The organism is Bacillus sp. CPT56D-587-MTF, from assembly GCF_058792335.1.
This window is the reverse complement of the sequence record NZ_JBYTEF010000001.1, coordinates 5,326,929-5,350,220: the sequence shown is the minus strand read 5'-3', so window position 1 is coordinate 5,350,220 and position 23,292 is coordinate 5,326,929. Positions and strand designations below refer to the sequence as shown.

Here is a 23,292-nt window from a genome sequence, read left to right as displayed (position 1 = left end):
AGATGAATTATAGAAAACTTGCTAGTGCTTTCGTTACATTCGGTCTTCTTTGCCCTTTATCAACAGAAGCTATTCATGCTCAAGAATTAGACAAAAGTGCAGTCAAAGTTGAAATTGCTCAGCCTGGTTTAACAATCGGGAAATTAACACAACCTCAAAATGATACGAAAGAAAATATTGCTAAAAAGTATTTAAAAGGTGAGGTAAATGGGGCGAAAGCTCAACAAGAACAAGTCACTACTGAAAAAAATGTAGATTTCCAACCTACAAATAAAGAAACCAAAGAAAATCAAACCGAAGTTCGCCTTGCACAAACATATAAAAACTATAAAGTATATGGCCAAGATCTCATTGTAAAAGTAGATAAAAATGGAGTAATCACAACTGTTAGTGGTAAAGTTGTTCAAAATTTAAATCAACAACCTAATCTTACTATAACAAATTTTTTGTCGAAAAATGAAGTAAAATCTAAATTACGCGATATAGTTCAAATTCCAAGCGATGCAGTTGAGACAGAATTCTCTAGCGAAACCGTTGTTTATAAGAAAAAAGATGGCTATTATACATTCGCAACTGTTATTACATTTACTTATGAAAACAATGAACAAATTATAAACGGCAATGCTATCGTTGATTTAAAAACTGGAGAAGTACTTTTCCAAGAAAAGTTCATTAAAAACAAAGAGAATAAGACTATAAATCAAGTAACATCACCTAGATTATCCCCTGCAAGTGAGCAAGGAACTGGGAAAAATGCACTTCAAGAAAACATCTCTTTCAATATTGCCAAAGGAACTGATGGAAAATTTTATTTAGCGGATTTATCACGCGGAAATGGTATTTATATTTATAATGCAAACTACGCCGATTCCCTTGGAGGATATAGTCAAGCTGGTTATCCAGGGACACTAATTTCAAGTAGTACTCCTAATTTTGCAGATAAAGAAGCCGCGGGCGCTATGAAGAACATGAGTGATATTTACGATTACTTTAAGAAAGAACATAATCTAAAAAGTTACGACAATAAAGATTCAAAAGTTGTTGCTAGTGTACACGGTTTTGATTCTACTGAAGTTAGTGATGGTGTAAAAGAAGACTATGTAAATGCATTTTGGCATCCCGCTTGGAACCAAATGGTATTTGGTGATGGTTTAGACGGAAAACTAACATCCGCTCTTGATGTAACAGCTCATGAATTTGGACATGCTGTATTCAGTGGCACGACGAAAAATAAAGTCGTGAGATATCCAAGCGCTGAAACATCTGCACTAAACGAGGGATTAGCGGATTTCTGGGGTACACAAATCGAATATTACGTAAAGAAAGATAAAGGAAACTGGATTATGGGCGATACATTAGGTGGCCTAACAATTCGTGATATCCCAAGGGAAATTGGTGACGGCGGTCATAAACTATATACAAATTTACAAGATTTCTATAACGATGGTAATAATCAAGAATCACACGTGAATTCTGGTATTATCAGTCACGTATTATATCAATTAGCTGAAGGTAAAACATATAACGGTGTTGCTGTTCAAAAACAAGGAAATGAAAAAGTAAGTAAAGTTGTTATGCGTGCATTGCAAAATTATGCAACTTCCGCTGAAGACTTTGAATCACTTCAATCTCATATCGTACAAGCTGCAAAAGATTTATATGGCACTGCCGTATCAAATGAATTTGCAAAGGCATTTGAAGCACACGGTTACAAACCGTTACAAAAAGTAAATCAAGTAATAGAAGTACAATAATTATAAAAAGAAGGTTACCTCTCATAGGTAACCTTCTTTTTATATCCAACCCTTTTCTTCCGCAATTGTAATTGCCTCAATTCTATTTTTCGCATCAAGCTTCGCTAATACTTCAGAAATATAATTACGTACTGTACCCGGCGAAAGATAAAGTGCCTTCGCAATTTCGTTTGCCGTCTTTCCTTCTTTCGCAAGCAACAATACTTCCTTTTCGCGATCTGACAACGGATTTTGCTCCTGCCATAAGCCAAACATTAAATCTTGGGAGACCTCTCGTTTCCCCTTCATTACATTACGAATTGCTGCCGCTAAATCTTCACTTGGGCTATCCTTTAATAAATAGCCGTGCACACCAGCTTTCATTGCTCTTTCAAAATATCCCGGCCGTGCAAATGTTGTTAAAATCATTACTTTGCATGATGATTTTTCTTTCTTTAAAGTCTCAGCGACATCCAATCCACTTTGAATCGGCATTTCAATATCCATAATACTTACATCTGGCTTTAACGATTCAATTAATTCTAACGCCTCTTCCCCGTTCGCAGCTTGCCCAATTACTTCGATATCATCTTCTAGATCAAGCAGGGCCCCTAATGCACCACGAAGCATCCGCTGGTCTTCTGCAATAATAATTCGAATCATGCCCTCACCTCATCTTTTCCTGTTCTAATAACAACTGGAACTTTTACCGTTAATAACGTCCCTGGATTGATTGTACCTAGTTCAACAAATCCATCAATAAGAGCAATTCGTTCTTTCATGCCGCGAATACCATTTCCATCATGATTTTGATCTGTTAAACCGATTCCGTTATCTTCTACTTTCAAAATCAGTTCACCTTGTGATTCTAATACAGAAACTGCGCACCGCGTTGCCTTACTATGTTTTACAACATTTGTAACGGCCTCACGTAAACACATCCCGACAATATTTTGTTCAATTGGTGATAACGAGCTCGATCTTGCTTCTTGCCTCACTTCTAATTCAATATTAGCTGCTTGTAAGATCGCTTTTATTTGCTCTAGCTCTTCTTCTACCGTAATCATACGCATATCAGAAATTAATTCTCTCAGCTGTTTTAAGGCTGTACGAGACGTTTGTGTAATTTCCTTCGCTTCCGCACTTGCACGCTCTGGATTTTTCACAATTAACTTCTCTACAAGCTGGCTTTTCAAAGTAATAAGAGATAACGTATGCCCTAATGTGTCATGAAGATCTCTTGCAATCCGCTGCCGTTCTTCACGTTTTACTAAGTCTTTAATTTGCTCGTTCGCCTGATCCAATTGATTTCTTAACATCTTTTTCTGATTAAAATTGCGCATACCAAATGGCGTAAGAAGCATTAAAATAAACATTGGAACGATATTTACTAAACTTGTAGTTGTTAGTTGATTCATATTTACAAATAAAAATGCTCCAAGCATGATAACTAACGAACATAACAGCACTCGAAATACTTTCTTATTTGGCGCAAATCCCATCGCACTTGCTGTGAAAAAGCCAAAAAATATCATAAAAGGATTATAAAATAAAGCAAATAAAAAGATGAGTACCATTTGAATACACGCCCAAAAAACAAACGTCCTCTGAACAAAATAAAGCTGACGGTATGTGACGATAAAAATTATCAACATACCGCTTCCTATTACAAGCTTCCATCCTGATGCCTGCGCTAAGTGATAAATTGGAAATAACAGATAAACAAACCACATATACGGGAAGAATCCCATATGTTTCGGAAAAATCTCAATCCTCTTCTTCTCTATCATTTATACCGCTTCCTGTCTTTTTCTTATATATATTGATACTACAACAAATATAAGGAAATAACCTCCTAATACCGCGATATTTTCCCATCCAATTGATTTTCCAGCTACAATATCCCACGCACCACTTCCGAAATGGTATGTCGGTGTCCATTCACCAATCGTTCTTAATATTTTGGGGAATACTTCAATCGGCATCCATAACCCGCCAACTATAGCTAAACTCATATTTAAAATATTTGCTAAGCCAGCAGCTGCGTCCGCCTTCTTAATGGAACCTATTACTGTTCCTAACGCTAAAAATGGTGTTACCCCTAACAATAACCATAATCCCGCACCTATCCATTGCCCTACCGTTAACTCAACATGATTAATTAGTATTCCTGCAATAAAAATAACTAATATTGAAAAAGCATTTACTACTGTTTGAGCGATAATTTTTGCTGTTAAATATGCTCCCTCTGGAAGCGGTGTAATTTTTAGAAGATGTGTCCATCCTTGCCCTCTTTCCTGAGAAAGTCTCACACCGAAACTAAAGAGTGCAGTCCCTACAATACTGAAAGTTGCCATCGAAATTAAATAATGTGCTTTCCACGCATCTCCGTTTTGTGGTACTTGAACAACATTTGTGAAAATGTAGTAAAACATAACAGGCATTAATAATGAGAAAAAGATAAATAATTTATTGCGGAATGTACGTAAAATTTCTATTTTGCATTGCATCCGTATCCTCCGTTGTTAAAATGAAGCGTCCTTCGCTTGACTTTACTTCTGTTACATTTGGTAATTCCTTTAGTAATTTTGTAGGAATGCTTTCCTTCGAGTAAAATGTGATTGTTTTTCGCGAAATCGTCGCTTTCATTTCGTCTGGTGTACCATCTGCGATAATCTTTCCGTTCGCAAATAATAAGATACGATTTGCTAAAGCATCTGCTTCTTCTAAATAATGCGTCGTTAAAATAATTGTTTTCCCTTCACTTGCTAACTTTCGAATCGTTTCCCAAAACATTCTTCGAGACGTAATATCCATTCCGACTGTCGGCTCATCTAAAAATAACAAATCTGGATTTCCCGCAAGTGCAAGCGCAAAATTCAACCTTCTTTTTGCCCACCTGATAACTTCTCACATCTTTGCTTTCGCTCTGGTTCTAAATTTGATAACTGCAGTAACGTTTCTTTCGCTATAGGATTCGTATAATAACTACGGAATAACTCGATTGCCTCTTCCACCGTAATACTATCAATGACACTTACTTCTTGCAGCATCGCACCGAGGCTATTACGAACATCTCTATGCTTTGGACTCTTTCCAAATATAAAGACCTTACCTTCTGTCGGGTCCTTTAATCCAAGCATCATCGACATCGTCGTTGTTTTCCCCGCACCATTCGGACCAAGTAACGCTACTATTTCCCCTTTATTTACATGAAATGAAACATTATTTACTGCGTTTTTATGTTTAAATGTTTTAGAAACACCATTTACTTCAATAATCTTTTCCATCTCTCCACCCCCGCTGTTTCTTATATTTACATTGTATTACTTGGAAAACTTAGGAAACAGTATGATGCGTCATGACATCGATATGACAATTGTCATGTATTCTTTATGAGAGGAATCAACCCGCATACCGCAAGCGAGTAGCAGGACGAAAATAAACATGATACAATCGGATAAGATATATATTCGAGGAAGGACAGTGGTTTTCATGATTATTCGTAATGAACAAGATTTAGAAGGCTTACGAAAAATCGGCCGCATCGTTGCGCTTGCACGTGAAGAAATGAAAAAACAAGCGAAGCCAGGTATGACAACGAAAGAGCTTGATTTGATCGGTAAAAAAGTATTAGATGAGCATGGTGCTATTTCTGCACCTGAAAAAGAATATGATTTCCCAGGTGTAACTTGCATTAGTGTAAATGAGGAAGTTGCTCATGGTATTCCAGGAGATCGCGTATTAAAAGAAGGCGACTTAGTAAACGTCGATGTATCTGCTGCACTTGATGGCTATTATGCAGATACAGGTATCTCATTTGTTCTTGGAGAAGACGAAGCAAAAGAAAAGCTTTGCCAAGCAGCGGTTGATGCATTTTGGGCAGCAATGAAAAAGGTTAGAGCTGGCTCAAAACAAAATCAAATTGGTCGTGCTGTTTCAAACTTCGCACATAAAAGTGGATACAATGTTATTCAAAACTTAACTGGTCACGGCATTGGTCTTAGCTTACATGAAGCACCAAATCACATTTTAAGTTACTATGATCCAATGGATAATGCGCTTCTAAAAGACGGTCTTGTTATCGCTGTAGAACCGTTCATCTCTATGAAAGCTGATCATATTATTGAACGTGGTGACGACGGCTGGACATTCGTTACACCCGATAAAAGTCTTGTTGCACAATGTGAACATACGGTTGTCGTAACGCGCGGCGAACCAATAATTTTAACAGAAATCTAATACCAAAAACGGCTGTTTTGTAGATTTATTCCACATAAAACAGCCGTTTTTATTTTTGGGAAAATATGTGAACTACTGTTGAACTCTTTATCATTTAAGTATATAATCTTTAGCGGAGGTTACTTAAGCTTATCTTTACTAAAAAGATATTGTAACTAAAAACACCTTCTTTCTTATTGTTTAAACAGTCTCAAAAATGACCGTAGTAACGTGTTAGTCGAATATTCTGTAATCCTTATATTCCTCTAACAATGTAAGAAACTATCATCTTTCAACTTCGGTCCACTAATCGCACAACTCTCTTTAGACAAAATAAATGACTATTTTCAAAGTACGTATTGTCTTCATTCTGACCAAAACCAACCCTATCTAGCTTTTTATCTCCACATAACTTTAAGGCAAAAATAAGCCTTCACAAAGGGATACACTACATTGGTTAGTATGTATCGTAAAACTTACCTTTATAACCATTCTTTTTTACTAGATATACATGAAAACTATCTCACATATAAAGGTCTGATATCATTCTTTATATCAGTATTTTTTTCGACATTTTTTGTCGAATTGTGTATATTTCCATAGAACTGTGTAAATATACATTTTGTTTTACGTTAAACAATTTTACTTTGAACATAATCCTGTTTGTCTGAGAACGCGTATAGAAACGGAGGGATAGCAAAAATAAATAGCTTATAACAAATACTTTTAATATTCCATTTGTTCATGTGGAATAAGTCCCCAATGGACAAATGAATGTTCAGAGGAGGAAAAATGAAAAAACTTTTCAATGTATGTTTAATTGTATTCGTACTATTTTCGCAACTTGCTAGTTTTCCATACAATCAAGTAAAAGCGGAAACCTTAACAGGAGATTCCTTATTTGACACTGTTGAAATGAAAGATGCAACGAATCATATTATTGACGAAGCATTAAATCCTAAAAACTTAATAAATGCAGGATCAATCATTCACCTAGAATATGCTTGGTCAATAAAAGATCATCAAATTGCACAAGAAAAAGATGCAACAGTTCTTCAAATACCTAACGCATTAAAAGTAAAAAATGACCAACAAGGAAACTTGATGGCAGATCAACAAATTATTGGTCAATATTTTGTTACGGCAAACGATAACAAAATGAAAATAGTCTTTAACAATTCAGTAAAAGATTCAAAAGGTGTTAAGGGAAAAATTAAATTTGACACTGTATTCAATCCAGATTTAAAACCTGGCATAAAAGCCGTCCCACTCACTTTCCCTCTAGGTACAGTAGCTAAGACTATCTCAGTTCCTGTTCAAGTAGATAACCCTACTTCACCTACTATTAATAGTGATGATACTAAGCAGACTACCGAAGAGCAAAAGAACGGTGACGCACAGCAACCTACTGAACAGCCAAAAGATGGTGAAACACAGCAGAAACCTGCGGAACAACCAAAAGATGGGAATCCTCAGCAGCCTGCGAAACAGTCAAAAGATGGTGAGACACAGCAGAAACCTGCGGAACAACCAAAAGACGGGAACACTCAGCAACCTGCGGAACAGCCGAAAGACGGGAATCCTCAGCAGCCTACTGAACAGCCAAAAGATGGCGGGACACAGCAACCTACTGAGAACCCTGGTGATAACACAACAGGGCAACCTGTTGAAAATCCAGACCCATCACCTAAGCAAATTAAAGAAAATATTTTAACAAGCGTAAAATTAACAGATAAAGACGGAAAACCATTTAATGATACAGATAATCGTCCAAATCCTGATTCTGCTGCCAATATCGATTTTACATGGGAAGTTTTAGAATCATTAAAAGTAAAAAAGGGAGATTACTATATTTTCCAACTTCCGGAATATTTTATCGTCCACAACACCATTACACAGCCTTTAGTTGATGGAACAGGACATGAAATTGGGACGTTCGTTGTTGACTTAAACGGAAAGTAACTATGACTTTTAACGAGTACGTTGAAGACAATCCTAATATAGATGGTCATTTAAAAGTTGGTACGGAATTCAATAAAACAAAAATTAAAGGGACTACGGAACAAAAAATTCCTTTCCCAATTAAAGAACAAGACGTTATTATCGAGCTTGATTTCAAACCTAATGTAAAGAAATCTATGAATAAAAAAGGTATACCTGATAGACCGATTAATACGAATCAAATCAATTGGACAGTCGAAATGAACAAAACAAAAGACATTCTTACAAACGCTGTCTTCCAAGACAATATTCCAAATGGAGCCAGTCTCAATGAAGATTCTATTAAGGTTTATGAGTTAGAAGTAGATATTAACGGGAAAACGACTCGTGGAGCCGAAGTTAGTAAAGAAGAATATACACTCACTTCATCCTCCGATAAATTAAATATCGCTTTTAAAAATGAAACGAAAAAAGCATATCAAATTGAATATGCGACAAAAATTACTGACGAAAGTGTTACTAGTTTCAAAAATGAAGCAAAAGTATCCAGCAAGAATCAAGGAGATGTATCCGCAAATGCAACTGTAACTGTTTCACGCGGTACACATCTAGAGAAAACTAGTAAATATAATCCAAAAACACAAACAATTGAATGGACAATTACTTTCAACGGTGACCAAAGAGATATTAAACAATCTGATGCGCTTTTAAAAGACATCTTGGACAAATCTCATAAAGTTGATGCAAGTTCTATCGTGGTTAAAAATGCTTCTTATGATAATAACGGAAAACTTGTTACAGGTGACAACGCCACAAACTTTACTGTAAAAGAAACCGATGAGGGATTTGATTTACAATTTAATGAAGATATTAATAGTGCCTATGTGATTACTTATACATCGAAAGCCAAGAATGATGTTATACAAGATGGCGAAATCGAAAATACAATTATTGCAGATGGAAAATGGAGTAAAACAAACAAAGTTACATTACAACAACAAAACATCATAAAGAAACATAATAAAAATGCAAACGATACAGATTACAATAAGAAAACAACGAAATGGACAATTATTGTAAATGATAACAATTACGTGTTAAATGATGCTGTTATCACTGATACGTTTGACTATAGTGGACTTACATTACAAAAAGATAGTTTCAAAATTACTGATGGATCAACTGAACTGAAATTAGACTCTGATTACACACTTGATGTAACAGCTGACGGATTCAAAGTAACACTAGCTGGTAGTTATAAGTCTAATATGGATAAAACTTTAACCATCACGTACACAACAGACTTTAATTACGAGACTCTATCTAAAAAGGATGATAATAAATCATTCAAAAATACAGCTGAGTTATCATGGAAAGATATAAATGGGAACGATAAAAATAGTAAATCTCATGATAGATTCAATCCTGACGGCTATACAAAAGGAAACGGATTTAAATACGGTTCTTACAATGCCCAAACGAAAAAAATCAAATGGGACATAGGGTTTAACTATAATAACAGGACTATTAAAGACCCTTCTATCGTTGACGTACTAGAAAACAATCAAAAACTTATACCAGACTCCATTGAGATTCATCATATGGAATTAACTGGTGGTGCAGACGGTTATAAATTAGGGGCACTTGTTTCCCCTGACGAATATACGGTAGAAAATGCAACGAAAGATAATAAAAATACATTAACGATTCATTTTAAAAATGAAATTAAAACAGCGTACCATATCAGCTTTAAAACTTCACTTGCAGGTGAAGAAATTAATAAGCGCTATGATAATTACGCCAAATTAAAAGATGGATCGGAAACTATCGCCAATATTCATGGTGCATTCGAGATCAAAAATGGTGGTAGCGGCGTTACGAAAAAAGCAAAACAAAATGACAAGTACATTGATTGGAGCGTTTCTATTAATGCAAGTCAATCAACGATTGAAAATGCTGTCGTAACAGACGATCCGACAGACAATCAAATTCTCGATGAAAAGTCATTCCACCTATATGGGACAACAGTAGCCGTGGATGGCACTTTAACGAAAGATACAACAAACGAATTAAAAGAAGGAAAAGACTATAAACTCAAAATAACAACAGACAACAATACGGGGAAACAACAATTTACAATTGAATTTCTTCATACTATTGATCGAGCTTATATTTTAGAATACCGTTCACTCATTAATGCAGATAATAATGAAAAGGTAAGCAATAAAGCGAAGATTACTGGTAATAGTTTGAAATTAACAGAAACTGAAAAAATTGAAGAAATAGTAGTTAAAGTATCTTCTGGATCTGGAGGCGGTTCTGCTACTAAGGGACGCGGAAACCTTCAAATTAAAAAAGTAGATAATGCAGATCCAAATAAAATTTTATCTGGCGTAGTATTTACTTTATTCGATCGCACAGGTACAACTGCTATTCGAACAATTACAACAGACAAAAATGGTATCGCTCAGTTTAACAACTTAAAACGCGATGAATATCTGCTCAGAGAAATGAAAACTCTTGATGGCTATGTCATTAGTAAAGAATTAAAAGCAGGTAAACTTGTTAAGCTTGGTGCAGAAGAAACTACAACATATACTCTTAAAAACGAGAAATTTGTTGGAAAAGTAGTACTTACAAAGACTGATGCTCATAACAAAGAAAAGCTTAAAAATGCAGTTTTCTCTCTGCTTGATCAAAACCATAATGTCATTCCTGAACATAAAGAATTAATAACAAATGATAAAGGACAAATTACTGTAGATAATTTAAAACCAGGAACTTACTACTTAAAAGAAATAAAGGCTCCTGAACATTATCAATTAGATGATCGACTTATTGAATTTACAATCGAGGAAGATCAAACAACAGTAATTAATAAAGAGGCCCAAAACAACTTGATTAGAGGCTCAGTTATCCTAACAAAAGTTGATAAAGAGGGTAATACTTTAGAAGGTGCAGTATTTAGTGTACGGGACCGAAATAACAAAAGAATTCCTGGTTATACCAAATTAACGACAAATGGTAACGGACAAATCGAAGCGAAAAATTTACTTCCTGGAGAGTACCAATTTGTTGAAGAAAAAGCACCTGAACATTATGAAATAGATAAAAAACCGCTTAAATTTACAGTTGAAAAGAGCCAACAGAAAGCACTTACTGTTACAGCGACAAATCACCTCATTAAAGGTGGTGTCACTTTAACGAAAGTCGATGATGTCGATGGCACTGCCCTTGAAGGTGCTGTATTTAAAATTGTCGATGCGAATGACGAGAAACAAGTAATTCGTGAAAATATAAAAACAGGTTCAGATGGAAAAGTTACCGTTAAAGATTTAGAGCCTGGTGCTTATAAATTTATCGAAACAGAAGCTCCTAAGGATTATACGTTAAGTACAAACCCTATCGAGTTTACAATTGATAAAAGCCAACAAGCTCTTGCTACTGTTACGGCAAATAACAGCTTAAAAACGGGCGAGGTTGAATTATTAAAAGTTGATGAGTTTGGTGAGAAAAAACCACTAGAAGGTGCGGTATTCAAACTTGTCGATACAAATAATAATGACGTTTCCCCTCACACTAACTTAACTACTGATAAACACGGTAAAGTTAAAGTTAGTAACCTACGTCCTGGTACGTATAAATTTATTGAAATAGCTGCTCCTGAACATTACGTTTTACGAGCAGAACCTATTGAATTTACAATCGATAGAAGTCAGAAAGAAACTCTACTTGTGAAAGCTGAAAATGCTTTAAAACCAGGAGATGTTGAATTAACAAAAGTTGATGATATCGATGGTACAGCTCTTGAAGGTGCTGTATTTAAAATTGTTGATGCAAATGATGAAAAGAAAGTTATTCGCGAAAATGTAAAAACTGGTGCGGATGGTAAAGCTATCGCTACTGGCTTACGCCCTGGCGATTATAAATTTATCGAAGTAACAGCACCGAAGTATTACGACAAAAATACAAAACCAATTAAATTTACGATTACAGAAAGTCAAACAACTCAGGCTACTGTTACCGCTAAAAACAGCTTAACAAAAGGCGGTATTGAGTTAACAAAAGTGAATGCTGCAGATGAAAAGGAAACACTTGAAGGTGCTGTATTTAAAATCGTTAATAGAGATACTAATGAAGATGTTCGTACGGACCTTGTTACGAATAGTAAAGGAATGCTAGTTGTAGATGACTTACGTCCTGGTAACTATAAGCTTATCGAAACAAAGGCTCCAACTTATTACGATGTAAATGTAGAACCAATTGAATTTACAATCGAAAAAGGACAACAAAAACTCCTTCCACTTACATTTAAAAATAGTTTAACGAAAGGAAAAGTTAAACTTATTAAAGAAGATGATGTGGAAAGTAGTAAAGCTCTTGCCGGCGCTGTATTCACATTGCAAGATGCAACTGGCAAAGAAATTATGAAAGATTTAACAACAGATGATTACGGAGTATTAGTTATTCCTGATTTAGCACCAGGGGATTATCAATTTATCGAAACAAAAGCCCCTGAACATTATAAATTAGACAAAACACCTATTAAGTTCACAATTAAAAAAGGTAGTAAGGAAGATCTTCCTATCCCTGTTACTGTAAAAAACAGTTTACTTACAGGTGGCGTCACTTTAACAAAAGTTGATGATGTTGATGGCACTATTCTTGAAGGTGCAGAATTTATAATCGTTGACGCTCATGATACTAAAAAGGTAATTCGCAAAGGTTTAACGACTGATAAAAACGGTAAAATTTCTGCTTCTGATTTACGTCCTGGAGACTATCAATTTATTGAAGTAAAAGCTCCAAAAGACTATACCTTAAGCAAAGACCCTATTCCATTCACTATCGAAAAAAGTCAAAAAGAGAATATTACTGTTACTGCTACTAACAGTTTAAAGAAAGGTGCAGTAACATTAACAAAAATTGACGACATCGATCGTACGATGCTCGAAGGTGCAATCTTTAAGATTGTTGATATGAATGGTAAGGAAGTTCATACGAATCTTGTTACAGATAAAAACGGTAAAATTTCTGTTTCTGATTTACGCCCTGGAGACTATCAGTTCATTGAAACAAAAGCTCCTGAGCACTATGTATTAGATGAAACAACGATTCCATTTACAATTGAAAGAAGTCAAACGAAAGAGATCAATGTTACAGGCAAAAATGCTTTGAAAAACGGTAGCGTTGAACTAACAAAGATTGACGATATTGATATAAATACAAAACTTGCTAACGCCGTATTTAATTTATTAGATGCAGACGGAGAGCTAGTTAAAGAAGGCTTAAAAACAAATGATGAAGGTAAAATTGTTGTTGAAAACCTACGTCCTGGTACGTATCAATTCGTTGAAACAATTGCTCCTGAACATTACGATTTAGATAAAAGACCTATCGTATTTACAATTAAAAAGAGCCAAACTGAAACTCTTCATGTCACTGCTACAAATACTTTAACAAAGGGTGCAGTTAAACTTTCTAAAGTTGATGATGTTGATGGCACTGTTCTTAAAGATGCAGTATTTAAAATTGTTAATATGAATGGTGATGTAGTTCATAAAGACCTTGTTACAAATGAACAAGGAATAATCGAAATTAACGACCTACGTCCTGGTGATTACCAATTTATCGAAACGAAAGCTCCGAAGCATTACGTTTTAGATGAAACACCAATCAAATTCACTATTGAAAAAGGACAGAAGAAAGCTATTTCTTTAACTGCTACAAATAGCTTAAAACAAGGTAGTATCGAATTACTTAAAGTTGATGATTTAAACACTCAAACAAAACTTGCTGATGCGGTATTTAATTTACTAGATCAAGATGGCAAAGTACTTAAAACAGATTTAAAAACAAACAGCGAAGGTAAAATCGTTATCGAAAACTTACGTCCTGGTACGTATCAATTCGTTGAAATAACGGCTCCTGAACACTATGATTTAGACAAAAAACCAATTATATTTACAATTGAAAAAAGCCAAAAAGCTATTGCTACCGTTACTATGAAAAATAGTTTAACAAAAGGCGGCGTGGAACTTTCTAAAGTGGATGACGTCGATGGCACTACTCTTGAAGGCGCAGTATTTAAAATTGTGGATATGAATGGTACTGTAATTCGCAAAAATCTTGTTACGAATCAACAAGGTAAAATTAGCGTTTCTGACCTACGTCCTGGTGATTATCAATTCATCGAGACAACGGCTCCGAAACACTACGATTTAAACAAAGAGCCGATTCCATTCACAATTACAAAGAGCCAAGCTGATCCTATCTCCGTTACAGCTACAAATAGCTTAACGAAAGGCGCTGTGGAACTTTCTAAAGTGGATGATGTAGATGGTACTGCTCTTAAAGATGCGGTATTTAAAATTACTGATCTGAATGGTAACGACATTCGTACTGAGCTTACAACAGATGTACACGGAAAAATTTCTGTTTCTGATTTACGTCCTGGGGACTATCAGTTTGTTGAAACGAAAGCTCCTGAACACTATAAATTAGATAGTACACCTATTAAGTTTACAATTAAGAAAAGCCAAAAAGAAAAGCTCCAAGTTACTGCTACAAATAGTTTAACTGAGGGTGCTGTAGAATTAGTAAAAGTGGATGATATAAATCCAGATACAAAACTTTCTGATGCAGTGTTTAACATCATCGATGCGAAAGGTAAAATTGTTCGCACTGATTTAACTACTGATAAAGATGGGAAGATTTCTGTTTCTGATTTACGTCCGGGAGATTATCAGTTCATTGAAACGAAAGCTCCAACTGGCTATGATTTAAACATTAAACCAATTCCTTTCACAATTACGAAAGGACAATCTCAGATTACCTCTGTTACAGCTTTAAATAGTTTAACAACAGGTTCAATTGAGTTAACTAAAGTTGATATTGATCACCATGGAACACTTGAAGGTGCCATTTTCAATATTTTAGACCAAGATGGAAAAATCATCCGAGAAGGTTTAAAAACAGACCAACACGGAAAAGTAATCGTAAATGATTTGAAACCTGGTAATTATCAATTAGTAGAAACACAGGCTCCTAAAGGCTATCAATTAGATGCATCACCAATAAACTTTACAATTGATAAAGCCCAAGCTACACCACTACAAATTACAGTTTCAAATAAAAAGATTGAATCTTCGTCAGGTGGAGATGACAAGCCAGTTACTCCTCCAAATAAAGAAGAGAACAAAGGCAATGAAACATCTGAGAAACACGAAAACGGAACTTCCGAAGAAACATCGAATAAAACAGATAACAAACAGCAAGATGATCGAAATACGGATAAACACCTTCCAAATACAGGTCATAAAGAAGACCCTACACAAACAGTAGGTATCCTTCTTCTACTAGCTGGATTATTAAGTATTTTGGCTACAAAACGCAAAAAAAATTATTAATAATTTTTTCACATCCAATCAATCTCTCAATTGATTGGATGTTTTTTTATACAAAAAGGACGATACATAAAGTATCGTCCTTTTAACGGGGTGAGGCTGCCCAAAAGTACGGAAAACCTTTGAACAGCCTCTTATTTTCATATGGATGCCTTACATATATCACTGATAATAATTATGAAATGCGGAAACATAATTACCATCAACTGATTCAAACATGAGAAATGAAACCCTACAGTGGTTCCATTTCTCTACATAATCTAAAGTTTGGGTACACTAGATTCATGCAATGTAGGAGCTTTCAGAGTAGAAAGCGAACCTTCGTTTAAAATGATAGCATACATATCTTCCTCAAAAATATGCAAATATGCATATATTGTTTTTATTTCTCAATGTCAGAATATTGAAAAATAAAAGACTCGAAGGTAAAATAAAGTCATTATCCGTCTTCTTTTGTCAGTCACAGAGAATAGAAGAATAGGAGAGGAAAAAATGAGAAAATCATTGAAACAAAAAATAGTAAGCTCTTTGCTTGCTGTATCACTCGCTGTTAGCTTAGCTCCAATTGGGCAAGCAAAAGCGGATTCCACGTCAGAGGTTACACAAACTCCATCTATTACAAAACAGATTGATCCAAACCGCGCGATTGAACATGTTCGTTTCTTATCTGAAACAATTGGCCCTCGCCCCGGTGGAACAAAATCCGAAGAATGGGCTTCTCGTTACATTGGTATGCAGCTTAAATCAATGGGCTATGACGTAGAATATCAACCATTTCAGGTGCCCGATCAATACGTTGGATTCATTGAATCACCACTATCAACAAAACGTAATTGGCAAGCTGGTGCTGCTCCTAATGCACTCATTTCTACAGAAGCTGTTACAGCCCCCCTTATCTTTGTTCAAGGTGGGACAAAATTAGAAGATATTCCAAATGAAGTAAACGGTAAAATTGTTTTATTTGAAAGAGGAACGACAGTTACAGACTATAATAAACAAGTTGAAAATGCTGTTAGCAAAGGGGCAAAAGGTGTTCTTTTATACAGTTTAATTGGCGGACGCGGAAATTATGGACAAACCTTCAATCCCCGCCTAACGAAAAAGCAGTCTATCCCTGTCTTTGGTCTTGCTTATGCGCAAGGAAATGCATTTAAAGAAGAAATCGCTAAAAAAGGGACAACAATTCTTTCCCTAAAAGCGAGACATGAATCTAAATTAACATCTCTAAATGTTATCGCCAAAAAGAAACCAAAAAAGAGTACAGGTAATGAGAAAGCAGTCGTTGTAAGCTCGCACTATGATAGTGTTGTCGGAGCACCTGGCGCAAATGATAATGCTTCTGGAACTGGATTATTATTAGAACTAGCTCGTGCTTTTCAAAATGTAGAAACTGATAAAGAAATTCGCTTTATTACCTTTGGTTCTGAAGAAACTGGATTACTTGGTTCGGATTATTACGTGAATAGTCTATCCCAGAAAGAACGCGACCGTATTTTAGGTGTCTTTAACGCCGACATGGTTGCAACAAATTATGATAAAGCAAAGAATTTATACGCTATGACACCTGATGGCTCTACAAACTTTGTAACAGACGCTGCCTTGCAAGCAGGTAAACAACTAAATAATGACCTCGTCCTACAAGGTAAATTTGGTTCTAGTGATCATGTTCCATTTGCTGAAGCTGGTATTCCTGCTGCTCTATTCATTTGGATGGGTGTCGATAGTTGGAATCCATTAATCTATCATATTGAGAAGGTATACCATACACCTCAAGATAACGTATTAGAAAACATTTCACCTGAACGAATGAGAATGGCATTAGACGTTATCGGAACAGGAGTTTATAACTCGCTTCAAAAACCTGTTCCTCAAACTGAACAGAAAGCTGCTTAATCATTTAAAAGACCACTGATTTTATCAGTGGTCTTTTATTGAGAAAAAATATATATGCATAAAAGCATATTTTATCCTACCCATTATCGTATACAATATTAACTGTAACAACACCGATTACAACTAATAAGGAGGCTTTTTCTATTATGAAAAAAATGATTTTAGCAGGTGCATTAACTTTAGCAGGAATTACTGGAGCTACTGCGTTTATTCCTGAAACAAAAGTCGCTGCTGCCGCTCAAGAACAAAGCTTTACAAAATTTTATTCTTTGCAAACTGGAGGTAGTTCTGAACAAGAACCTATTTTCCTTCAAAAAGGACAAGAACTAACAATTCATCCTAACAGCAAAACTCCTAGTTACAGTGTTTATGACTCAAATCATAACCTAATTGGACGTTATTCTGATGGTTACGGCCGAATTTTCACTGCAAAAACAGATGGAAATATGTATGTTCAATTTCATGCACCTTACGTTTACTATAGTCCTGTTAGTTTTTCTGTTACTTATACTATTCAATAAAAAAGAGGTCCTTTATAGGGCCCCTTTTATTTCTCTTGCCAATTCACTTTTACGAATCCATCTTTCACTTTTAATCCACTTATATTCAATACATACTCTTCATTTGCTTTTAAAGTAACTGTAAAACTACCTTTTTTCGATTCACAGATTTCCTTTAACTCTTTTATACCTTCTCCTCGTCTTTCATACACGCTAAAGCATAAGTTCCCTCGTTTTGCATCTGTCTCATAAGAAAATGTCACTTCTGTGTCCTTCTCATACTGAAGTTCAATATCTTTACCGGCAATATCCCATGATGAGAATTTCGCCTCGTAACTTGTCTCCCCTGGCTTCTCATTTTCTAAATATATATCTCCTGCTTTCCACGCGTCATTTAACGTTTGTGCAAAAGCAAAACCACTAAGTAATACAAACATTGTACTTGCCAATATCGCAACTAATGTTACTTTCTGTTTTTTAACAAAGTTCATCTTATATTCTCCTTCAACTTTCTTTTTACTTCTTCTTACCATATATAACAAAAAACCGATAAAAAATGGAAATATAACCGCTAAGACACTCCATCCTTTACTCATTTGATGTGCTTTAGCATCTGTATATACCCATGATGCAACACATATTAAAAGTGCTATAAAAGCTAAAAACATCGTCACTCCAGCTACTTCAAATAGTACAAACGGATTAGCGAACTCATTCATGTAATTTATACTCCTTCTTTAAAAATGACTGTATTACAACATATATCGGAATGTATACATGCATCATAATCACAATGGCTATTAACATAGGAATTTTATAATCCAAATGAGTGACAAATTGTTCTATAACAATTGTTAGCAAAACAATCCAAATGGTATGAATACAAATCATCCATTTCCTCTCTAACTTCTGAGCCTTTCGCACGCCCTGCTTCGTGTTATTTATTAGCTCTTCGCTTGGAGTTATCTCTTCTGCTAAACTGCTCTTTATTTTCTGTTCAAATTTATCTTCCTTCATGAACGAACCCCTCCAAATGTTCTCGCATTTTCTTTTTCCCATAATTAAGCCGATACTTTACCGTACCAATCGGTATATTTAATATTTCGCTCATTTCTTTATAAGAGTATTGTTCATAATAGTAGAGTACGAGCACGGTTTTATATTTTTCATTCAATAGCTGTATAACTTCCCGTATCATTTCCGCTTCCACTTTTTGAATAAATTCTTCTGATATATTCACATCATCTGCGAAATCTATTTCTCCACCATCCTCTTTATGAAACAAATCCAATATTCGATCTTTCCACCTTTTTTTCTTACGATAAAAATCATAAAACGTACGAACACAAATTGTAGTAATCCATTTTTTATAATTCTCCACGTAAGAAAGTTGGTGCCGCGATGAAAAAACTTTTATCCATGTCTCTTGAAAAATATCTTCCGCGTCTTCTTTCGTCTTTGCTAACTTATAGCATAAGGAATATATTTGCTTCTTATATATATCAATTAATTCTTCTACCTTTTCTTCCATCATAAGCCTCCTGTCATTTATATAAGACGACGCAAATTCCCTTTTTGTTTGATAAAATTTTATTTTTTTATTATCTCCACATAAAAAGGCAATCACAACATCGTGTGATTGCCTTTTATTTAAAAACGAAAGTCCGCTTCCGCTTTTCTTTATTACATTTTTTCTGGTGCAGATACTCCTACGATTGCTAATGCATTTTGAAGTGTAGTGCGTACTGCTTTCATTAACTCGTAACGAGCTTTACTTAATTCTAAATTATCTTGGTTTAATACTTTTTCTGCATTGTAGAAGCTGTGTAATGTTGCTGCTAATTCAAATGCATAGTTTGTAATACGGTGTGGTAGACGTTTTTGTGCTGCATCCGCAACTACCGCTGGGAATTCACCAAGTTTTTTCAGTAACTCTACTTCTTTTTCAGAAGTAACAAGTTTGTAGTTAACGTCTCCGCCTGTAGCTAATCCTAATTCTTCACCTTGGCGAAGGATGCTGCATACGCGAGCGTGAGCGTATTGTGCATAGTATACTGGGTTTTCATTAGATTTTGATACAGCTAAGTCCATATCGAAGTCTAAATGAGAGTCACCGCTACGCATTGCGAAGAAGTAACGCATTGCGTCCACGCCTACTTCTTCCATAAGCTCACGAAGTGTAACTGCTTTACCCGTACGCTTACTCATCTTCATTTTTTCACCATTTTGGTATAGTTGTACCATTTGGATGATTTCTACTTCAAGCGTGTCTTTATCGTAACCAAGTGCTTGAATAGCAGCTTTCATACGTGGAATATAACCGTGATGGTCAGCACCCCAAATGTTAATTAACTTATCGAAACCACGCTCTAATTTATCACGATGATACGCGATATCTGGCGTTAAGTATGTGTAAGAACCGTCATTTTTAATTAATACACGGTTTTTATCGTCACCGTAAGTCATTGAACGGAACCAAGTTGCACCGTCTTCTTCAAAGATCTCGTCGCGCTCTTTTAATACAGCAAGTGCTTGATCAATTTTCCCGTTTTTGTATAATGATGTTTCTGAGAACCATACATCAAATTTAACGCGGAAGCTTTCTAAGTCTTTTTGAAGTTTTGCTAATTCATATTTTAAACCGTACTCACGGTAGAATTCATAGCTTTCTTTTTCATCAGCTTTCGCATAACGATCACCGAATTCTTCTGCTAAACGTTTACCAATTCCAATGATATCCGCACCATGGTATCCGTCTTCTGGCATTTCTTTTTCTAAGCCTAAAGCTTGCATGTAACGAGCTTCAACAGAAAGAGCTAAGTTATGAATTTGGTTACCAGCGTCATTAATGTAGTACTCACGAGATACATCGTACCCTGCTTTTGCTAATAGGTTACATAAAGTGTCACCTACTGCTGCACCACGTGCATGTCCTAAGTGAAGGTCACCTGTTGGGTTCGCAGATACGAACTCAACTTGTACTTTTTCACCTTTACCAGTATTCGTTTCACCGTAAGCTTCACCAGCGTTTACGATTGTTGGAATTAAATCTGTTAAGTAGCTATTATCCATATAGAAGTTAATAAAACCAGGACCAGCGATTTCGATTTTTTCAATAGAAGCTTTTGCTTTATCGAAGTTTGCAACTAGTTCTTCTGCAATCATACGAGGTGCTTTTTTCGCAACGCGTGCAAGTTGCATTGCCATATTTGTAGAGAAGTCACCATTTGTTTTATCTTTTGGAGATTCTAATACAACGTTTGGAATTTGTTCTTCTGTCGCTAATTCTGCCTTTAATACAGCAGCCTGAATTTCTTCTTTAATCAATCCTTTTACCTGTTCTAAGGAATTCATTATTTTGCCTCCTTCAAATTAATTGTAATAGTATATCTGCCAGCTTCTTGTTCACTTAGAAGCAATGCGTACGTTAAAAAGAGTTGTCCTTTTTTCTTTTCATCCGACCATTTAAAAAGAACGTTATCAGTCTTTGTTTGCAATGCAAACGTACCAAGTTCACTCGTATACGTACCAGTTGTCCATTCACCTTTCACATGCGTCTGACGCATAGAAACAGCACCTGAACGCATAATAAGAACTTGTTCATCTTGAATTTTAATAATTGTTTTCACTTCGCCTTGTTCGTTCGGCTCCTGGAATGTTACATATGTACCTTGACCTTTTACATAGTATTGACCATTTGCTTCAAAAGCAACGGTTTCCTTCCTCGCCCCTTCACGGATTTCTGTTACGAAATGAACGTGTACCGGCAAGCCTGCAAGTTGTTTCTCCACGTCTTGCACACCTTTCAAATGTTATAGATATTAAATACTACTTATAATAAATCACTTTTCCTATCATATCAAAAAAAGACTCTGTCTGTCTGCTGAAAAATCAGGAAAACTCCATTTCAAAAAATAATTCACTTCTACTTTATTTCATATGATAAAATATTTTTTAAATCTAAATATTCTTTCAATTAAAGAGGTGAATGTAGTGATACCAACAAAGTTAAAAAAGGGTGCTGAAATACGAGTGATTTCACCATCGTGTAGTTTAAGTATTGTTTCAAATGAAAATAGAAAACTTGCTATAAAAAGATTAACTGACATGGGCTTTCAAGTTACATTCTCAAAATATGCTGATGAGATAGATCGATTTGCTTCCTCCTCTATTTCTTCCCGCATTCAAGACCTCCATGAAGCATTTCGAGACTCTAATGTAAAAGCTATTTTGACTACACTTGGCGGATACAACTCAAATGGTTTATTGAAACATCTCGATTATGATTTAATTCGTGAAAACCCGAAATTTTTCTGTGGTTATTCTGATATTACTGCCTTAAATAATGCAATTTACGTAAAAACAGGGCTTGTTACATATTCAGGACCCCATTTCTCTTCGTTTGGAATGGAGAAAGGGCTCGGATATACAACCGATTACTTTTTAAAGTGCTTAACTTCTAATGAGCCTATTGAAGTCCTTCCATCTGAAACATGGAGCGATGATTCTTGGTATATAGATCAGGAAAATCGAGAATTTATTAAAAATGAAGGATATGTTTCAATTCAAGAAGGAGAAGCTACGGGAGATATTATCGGTGGCAATATGAGCACATTTAACTTACTGCAAGGTACACCATATATGCCAAATTTAAAGGAGAAAATTTTATTTATTGAAGAAGATAGTTTAACTGGAACATCTACTCTTAAAACTTTTGATCGTTATTTACATTCCCTTATGCAGCAGCAAGAGTTTTAATACATAAAGGGAATCGTTATGGGAAAGATGCAAAAAGGTGCAGAATGTACGATAGAAGACATTCAAGAAATGATTGCTTCAAAACCTGAACTTGCACATATCCCTATCATTGCAAACGCAAGTTTCGGGCATACAACCCCGATTTTCACTTTTCCAATTGGTGGACATGCAAAAATTATTTCTCACAAAGAGAAGACATCTATCACTATTTTAACGTACTAAAAAAGGAGCGAATGAGTCGCTCCTTTTTTGGTTTTTCTATTTTTTCCAACGCTTTTTGCGGAATGGATTCTTTCGGGATTTCAGCCCATCCTTTTCCTTGCATACCTTTTGCATAAATTTTTATAAACGCCCCCGTATGCAATTCACGGTTCATCATTCTTTTAATAACTTGTAACTTTCCATCTTCTGTATACCCTTTAAAAGTATACAAGTATTCTCCGTCTTTTTTCTCACCTTTATCTATAACCGCATAATAATCTTGTATTTCTTTATTTGAAAAGAAGTTGTCTACAAAAGCATGTACACCTTCTGTTTTTGTGTTCAAATAATACGCTGTTCCACCTAGAATAATGGCGAATACAGCTAAAACTTTAATTACCAATTTCATACATGAACCTCCTGTTTGCACTTCTTTCTCGCTAGTATTATATCTATACTTGTATTATACGGAAAAGAGCATACTATACTCTATCTAAAAGTCTTACACTTTCCTTACATTATTGTAAGGGATTTTTTCTTACAACCAGTTCCCAAGAAAAAATTTTTCCGTTTCATACACTTTTATATTATTATTGAATGATACGAATTTTTATTACAAAAATCAAAGGAGACAGTTTT

Annotated in this window: 13 protein-coding genes and 3 pseudogenes; 6 read left to right on the top strand and 10 right to left on the bottom strand. The window is 35.2% G+C overall.

Annotated features, from left to right (window positions below; all coding sequences use genetic code 11):
* The first annotated feature begins 2 nt into the window (after window positions 1-2).
* The gene (locus AC3WVZ_RS27735; protein WP_001109512.1) at window positions 3-1,754 is read left to right on the top strand and encodes a M4 family metallopeptidase; all 1,752 of its coding nucleotides are present in this window, start codon (window positions 3-5) and stop codon (window positions 1,752-1,754) included.
* 39 nt (window positions 1,755-1,793) lie between these two features.
* Here AC3WVZ_RS27735 and AC3WVZ_RS27730 read toward each other — a convergent pair whose 3' ends face one another.
* From AC3WVZ_RS27730 to AC3WVZ_RS27715, 4 genes and pseudogenes are all read right to left on the bottom strand, one after another.
* Window positions 1,794-2,396: a response regulator transcription factor gene (locus AC3WVZ_RS27730; RefSeq protein ID WP_000619237.1), complete on the bottom strand. Its 603-nt coding sequence runs from the start codon at window positions 2,394-2,396 to the stop codon at window positions 1,794-1,796.
* Complete coding sequence (locus AC3WVZ_RS27725; protein WP_000570607.1) at window positions 2,393-3,523, bottom strand: sensor histidine kinase; 1,131 nt, start codon at window positions 3,521-3,523, stop codon at window positions 2,393-2,395. The genes AC3WVZ_RS27730 and AC3WVZ_RS27725 overlap by 4 nt, the downstream gene beginning before the upstream one ends.
* A complete protein-coding gene (locus AC3WVZ_RS27720) occupies window positions 3,524-4,243 on the bottom strand; it encodes an ABC transporter permease (protein WP_002026630.1) in 720 nt (239 codons plus the stop codon).
* Window positions 4,239-5,023, bottom strand: a pseudogene (locus AC3WVZ_RS27715) (ABC transporter ATP-binding protein); the annotation flags it as partial. The pseudogene AC3WVZ_RS27715 and the gene AC3WVZ_RS27720, both read right to left, overlap by 5 nt.
* A gap of 157 nt (window positions 5,024-5,180) precedes the next feature.
* Here AC3WVZ_RS27715 and map point away from each other — a divergent pair.
* From map to AC3WVZ_RS27695, 4 genes and pseudogenes are all read left to right on the top strand, one after another.
* Window positions 5,181-5,975 carry a type I methionyl aminopeptidase gene (map, locus tag AC3WVZ_RS27710; RefSeq protein ID WP_003313889.1) on the top strand — a complete coding sequence of 265 codons (795 nt, stop codon included), beginning with the start codon at window positions 5,181-5,183 and terminating at the stop codon, window positions 5,973-5,975.
* Window positions 5,976-6,746: 771 nt separating this feature from the next.
* Window positions 6,747-15,304: pseudogene (locus AC3WVZ_RS27705) on the top strand (SpaA isopeptide-forming pilin-related protein).
* A 489-nt stretch (window positions 15,305-15,793) separates the two neighbouring features.
* Window positions 15,794-17,194 carry a M28 family metallopeptidase gene (locus AC3WVZ_RS27700; RefSeq protein WP_233935709.1) on the top strand — a complete coding sequence of 467 codons (1,401 nt, stop codon included), beginning with the start codon at window positions 15,794-15,796 and terminating at the stop codon, window positions 17,192-17,194.
* A 146-nt stretch (window positions 17,195-17,340) separates the two neighbouring features.
* A complete protein-coding gene (locus AC3WVZ_RS27695) occupies window positions 17,341-17,715 on the top strand; it encodes a hypothetical protein (RefSeq protein ID WP_000738221.1) in 375 nt (124 codons plus the stop codon).
* 26 nt (window positions 17,716-17,741) lie between these two features.
* On the opposite strand, the gene AC3WVZ_RS27690 is transcribed toward AC3WVZ_RS27695, so the two are convergent.
* From AC3WVZ_RS27690 to AC3WVZ_RS27670, 5 genes are all read right to left on the bottom strand, one after another.
* Window positions 17,742-18,413 (bottom strand): anti-sigma factor, encoded by a 672-nt coding sequence (locus AC3WVZ_RS27690; RefSeq protein ID WP_233935707.1) that lies wholly within the window; start codon window positions 18,411-18,413, stop codon window positions 17,742-17,744.
* On the bottom strand, window positions 18,406-18,711 hold the full coding sequence (locus AC3WVZ_RS27685; RefSeq protein ID WP_000656684.1) for an ECF-type sigma factor negative effector: 306 nt from the start codon (window positions 18,709-18,711) through the stop codon (window positions 18,406-18,408). Before AC3WVZ_RS27685 ends, AC3WVZ_RS27690 begins: the two co-directional genes overlap by 8 nt.
* On the bottom strand, window positions 18,698-19,225 hold the full coding sequence (locus tag AC3WVZ_RS27680; RefSeq protein WP_000391642.1) for an RNA polymerase sigma factor: 528 nt from the start codon (window positions 19,223-19,225) through the stop codon (window positions 18,698-18,700). Before AC3WVZ_RS27680 ends, AC3WVZ_RS27685 begins: the two co-directional genes overlap by 14 nt.
* Window positions 19,226-19,377: 152 nt before the next feature.
* The gene (argS, locus tag AC3WVZ_RS27675; protein WP_001086454.1) at window positions 19,378-21,048 is read right to left on the bottom strand and encodes an arginine--tRNA ligase; all 1,671 of its coding nucleotides are present in this window, start codon (window positions 21,046-21,048) and stop codon (window positions 19,378-19,380) included.
* Window positions 21,048-21,485, bottom strand: coding sequence for a YwiB family protein (locus AC3WVZ_RS27670; RefSeq protein WP_000414867.1), 438 nt, complete (start codon window positions 21,483-21,485; stop codon window positions 21,048-21,050). The genes argS and AC3WVZ_RS27670 overlap by 1 nt, the downstream gene beginning before the upstream one ends.
* A gap of 202 nt (window positions 21,486-21,687) precedes the next feature.
* Here AC3WVZ_RS27670 and AC3WVZ_RS27665 point away from each other — a divergent pair.
* Window positions 21,688-22,674 (top strand): annotated as a pseudogene (locus tag AC3WVZ_RS27665) (S66 family peptidase).
* Here the strand turns inward: AC3WVZ_RS27665 and AC3WVZ_RS27660 are convergent.
* The gene (locus AC3WVZ_RS27660; protein WP_233935705.1) at window positions 22,658-23,062 is read right to left on the bottom strand and encodes a YxeA family protein; all 405 of its coding nucleotides are present in this window, start codon (window positions 23,060-23,062) and stop codon (window positions 22,658-22,660) included. The pseudogene AC3WVZ_RS27665 and the gene AC3WVZ_RS27660 overlap by 17 nt on opposite strands.
* Window positions 23,063-23,292 lie beyond the last annotated feature (230 nt).

Bases quoted from the DNA above. Each gene is read 5' to 3' on its own strand.
- AC3WVZ_RS27735 (WP_001109512.1), top strand. From the start codon at position 3: ATGAATTATAGAAAACTTGCTAGTGCTTTCGTTACATTCGGTCTTCTT.
- AC3WVZ_RS27730 (WP_000619237.1), bottom strand. From the start codon at position 2,396: ATGATTCGAATTATTATTGCAGAAGACCAGCGGATGCTTCGTGGTGCA.
- AC3WVZ_RS27725 (WP_000570607.1), bottom strand. From the start codon at position 3,523: ATGATAGAGAAGAAGAGGATTGAGATTTTTCCGAAACATATGGGATTC.
- AC3WVZ_RS27720 (WP_002026630.1), bottom strand. From the start codon at position 4,243: ATGCAATGCAAAATAGAAATTTTACGTACATTCCGCAATAAATTATTT.
- map (WP_003313889.1), top strand. From the start codon at position 5,181: ATGATACAATCGGATAAGATATATATTCGAGGAAGGACAGTGGTTTTC.
- AC3WVZ_RS27700 (WP_233935709.1), top strand. From the start codon at position 15,794: ATGAGAAAATCATTGAAACAAAAAATAGTAAGCTCTTTGCTTGCTGTA.
- AC3WVZ_RS27695 (WP_000738221.1), top strand. From the start codon at position 17,341: ATGAAAAAAATGATTTTAGCAGGTGCATTAACTTTAGCAGGAATTACT.
- AC3WVZ_RS27690 (WP_233935707.1), bottom strand. From the start codon at position 18,413: ATGAATGAGTTCGCTAATCCGTTTGTACTATTTGAAGTAGCTGGAGTG.
- AC3WVZ_RS27685 (WP_000656684.1), bottom strand. From the start codon at position 18,711: ATGAAGGAAGATAAATTTGAACAGAAAATAAAGAGCAGTTTAGCAGAA.
- AC3WVZ_RS27680 (WP_000391642.1), bottom strand. From the start codon at position 19,225: ATGGAAGAAAAGGTAGAAGAATTAATTGATATATATAAGAAGCAAATA.
- argS (WP_001086454.1), bottom strand. From the start codon at position 21,048: ATGAATTCCTTAGAACAGGTAAAAGGATTGATTAAAGAAGAAATTCAG.
- AC3WVZ_RS27660 (WP_233935705.1), bottom strand. From the start codon at position 23,062: ATGAAATTGGTAATTAAAGTTTTAGCTGTATTCGCCATTATTCTAGGT.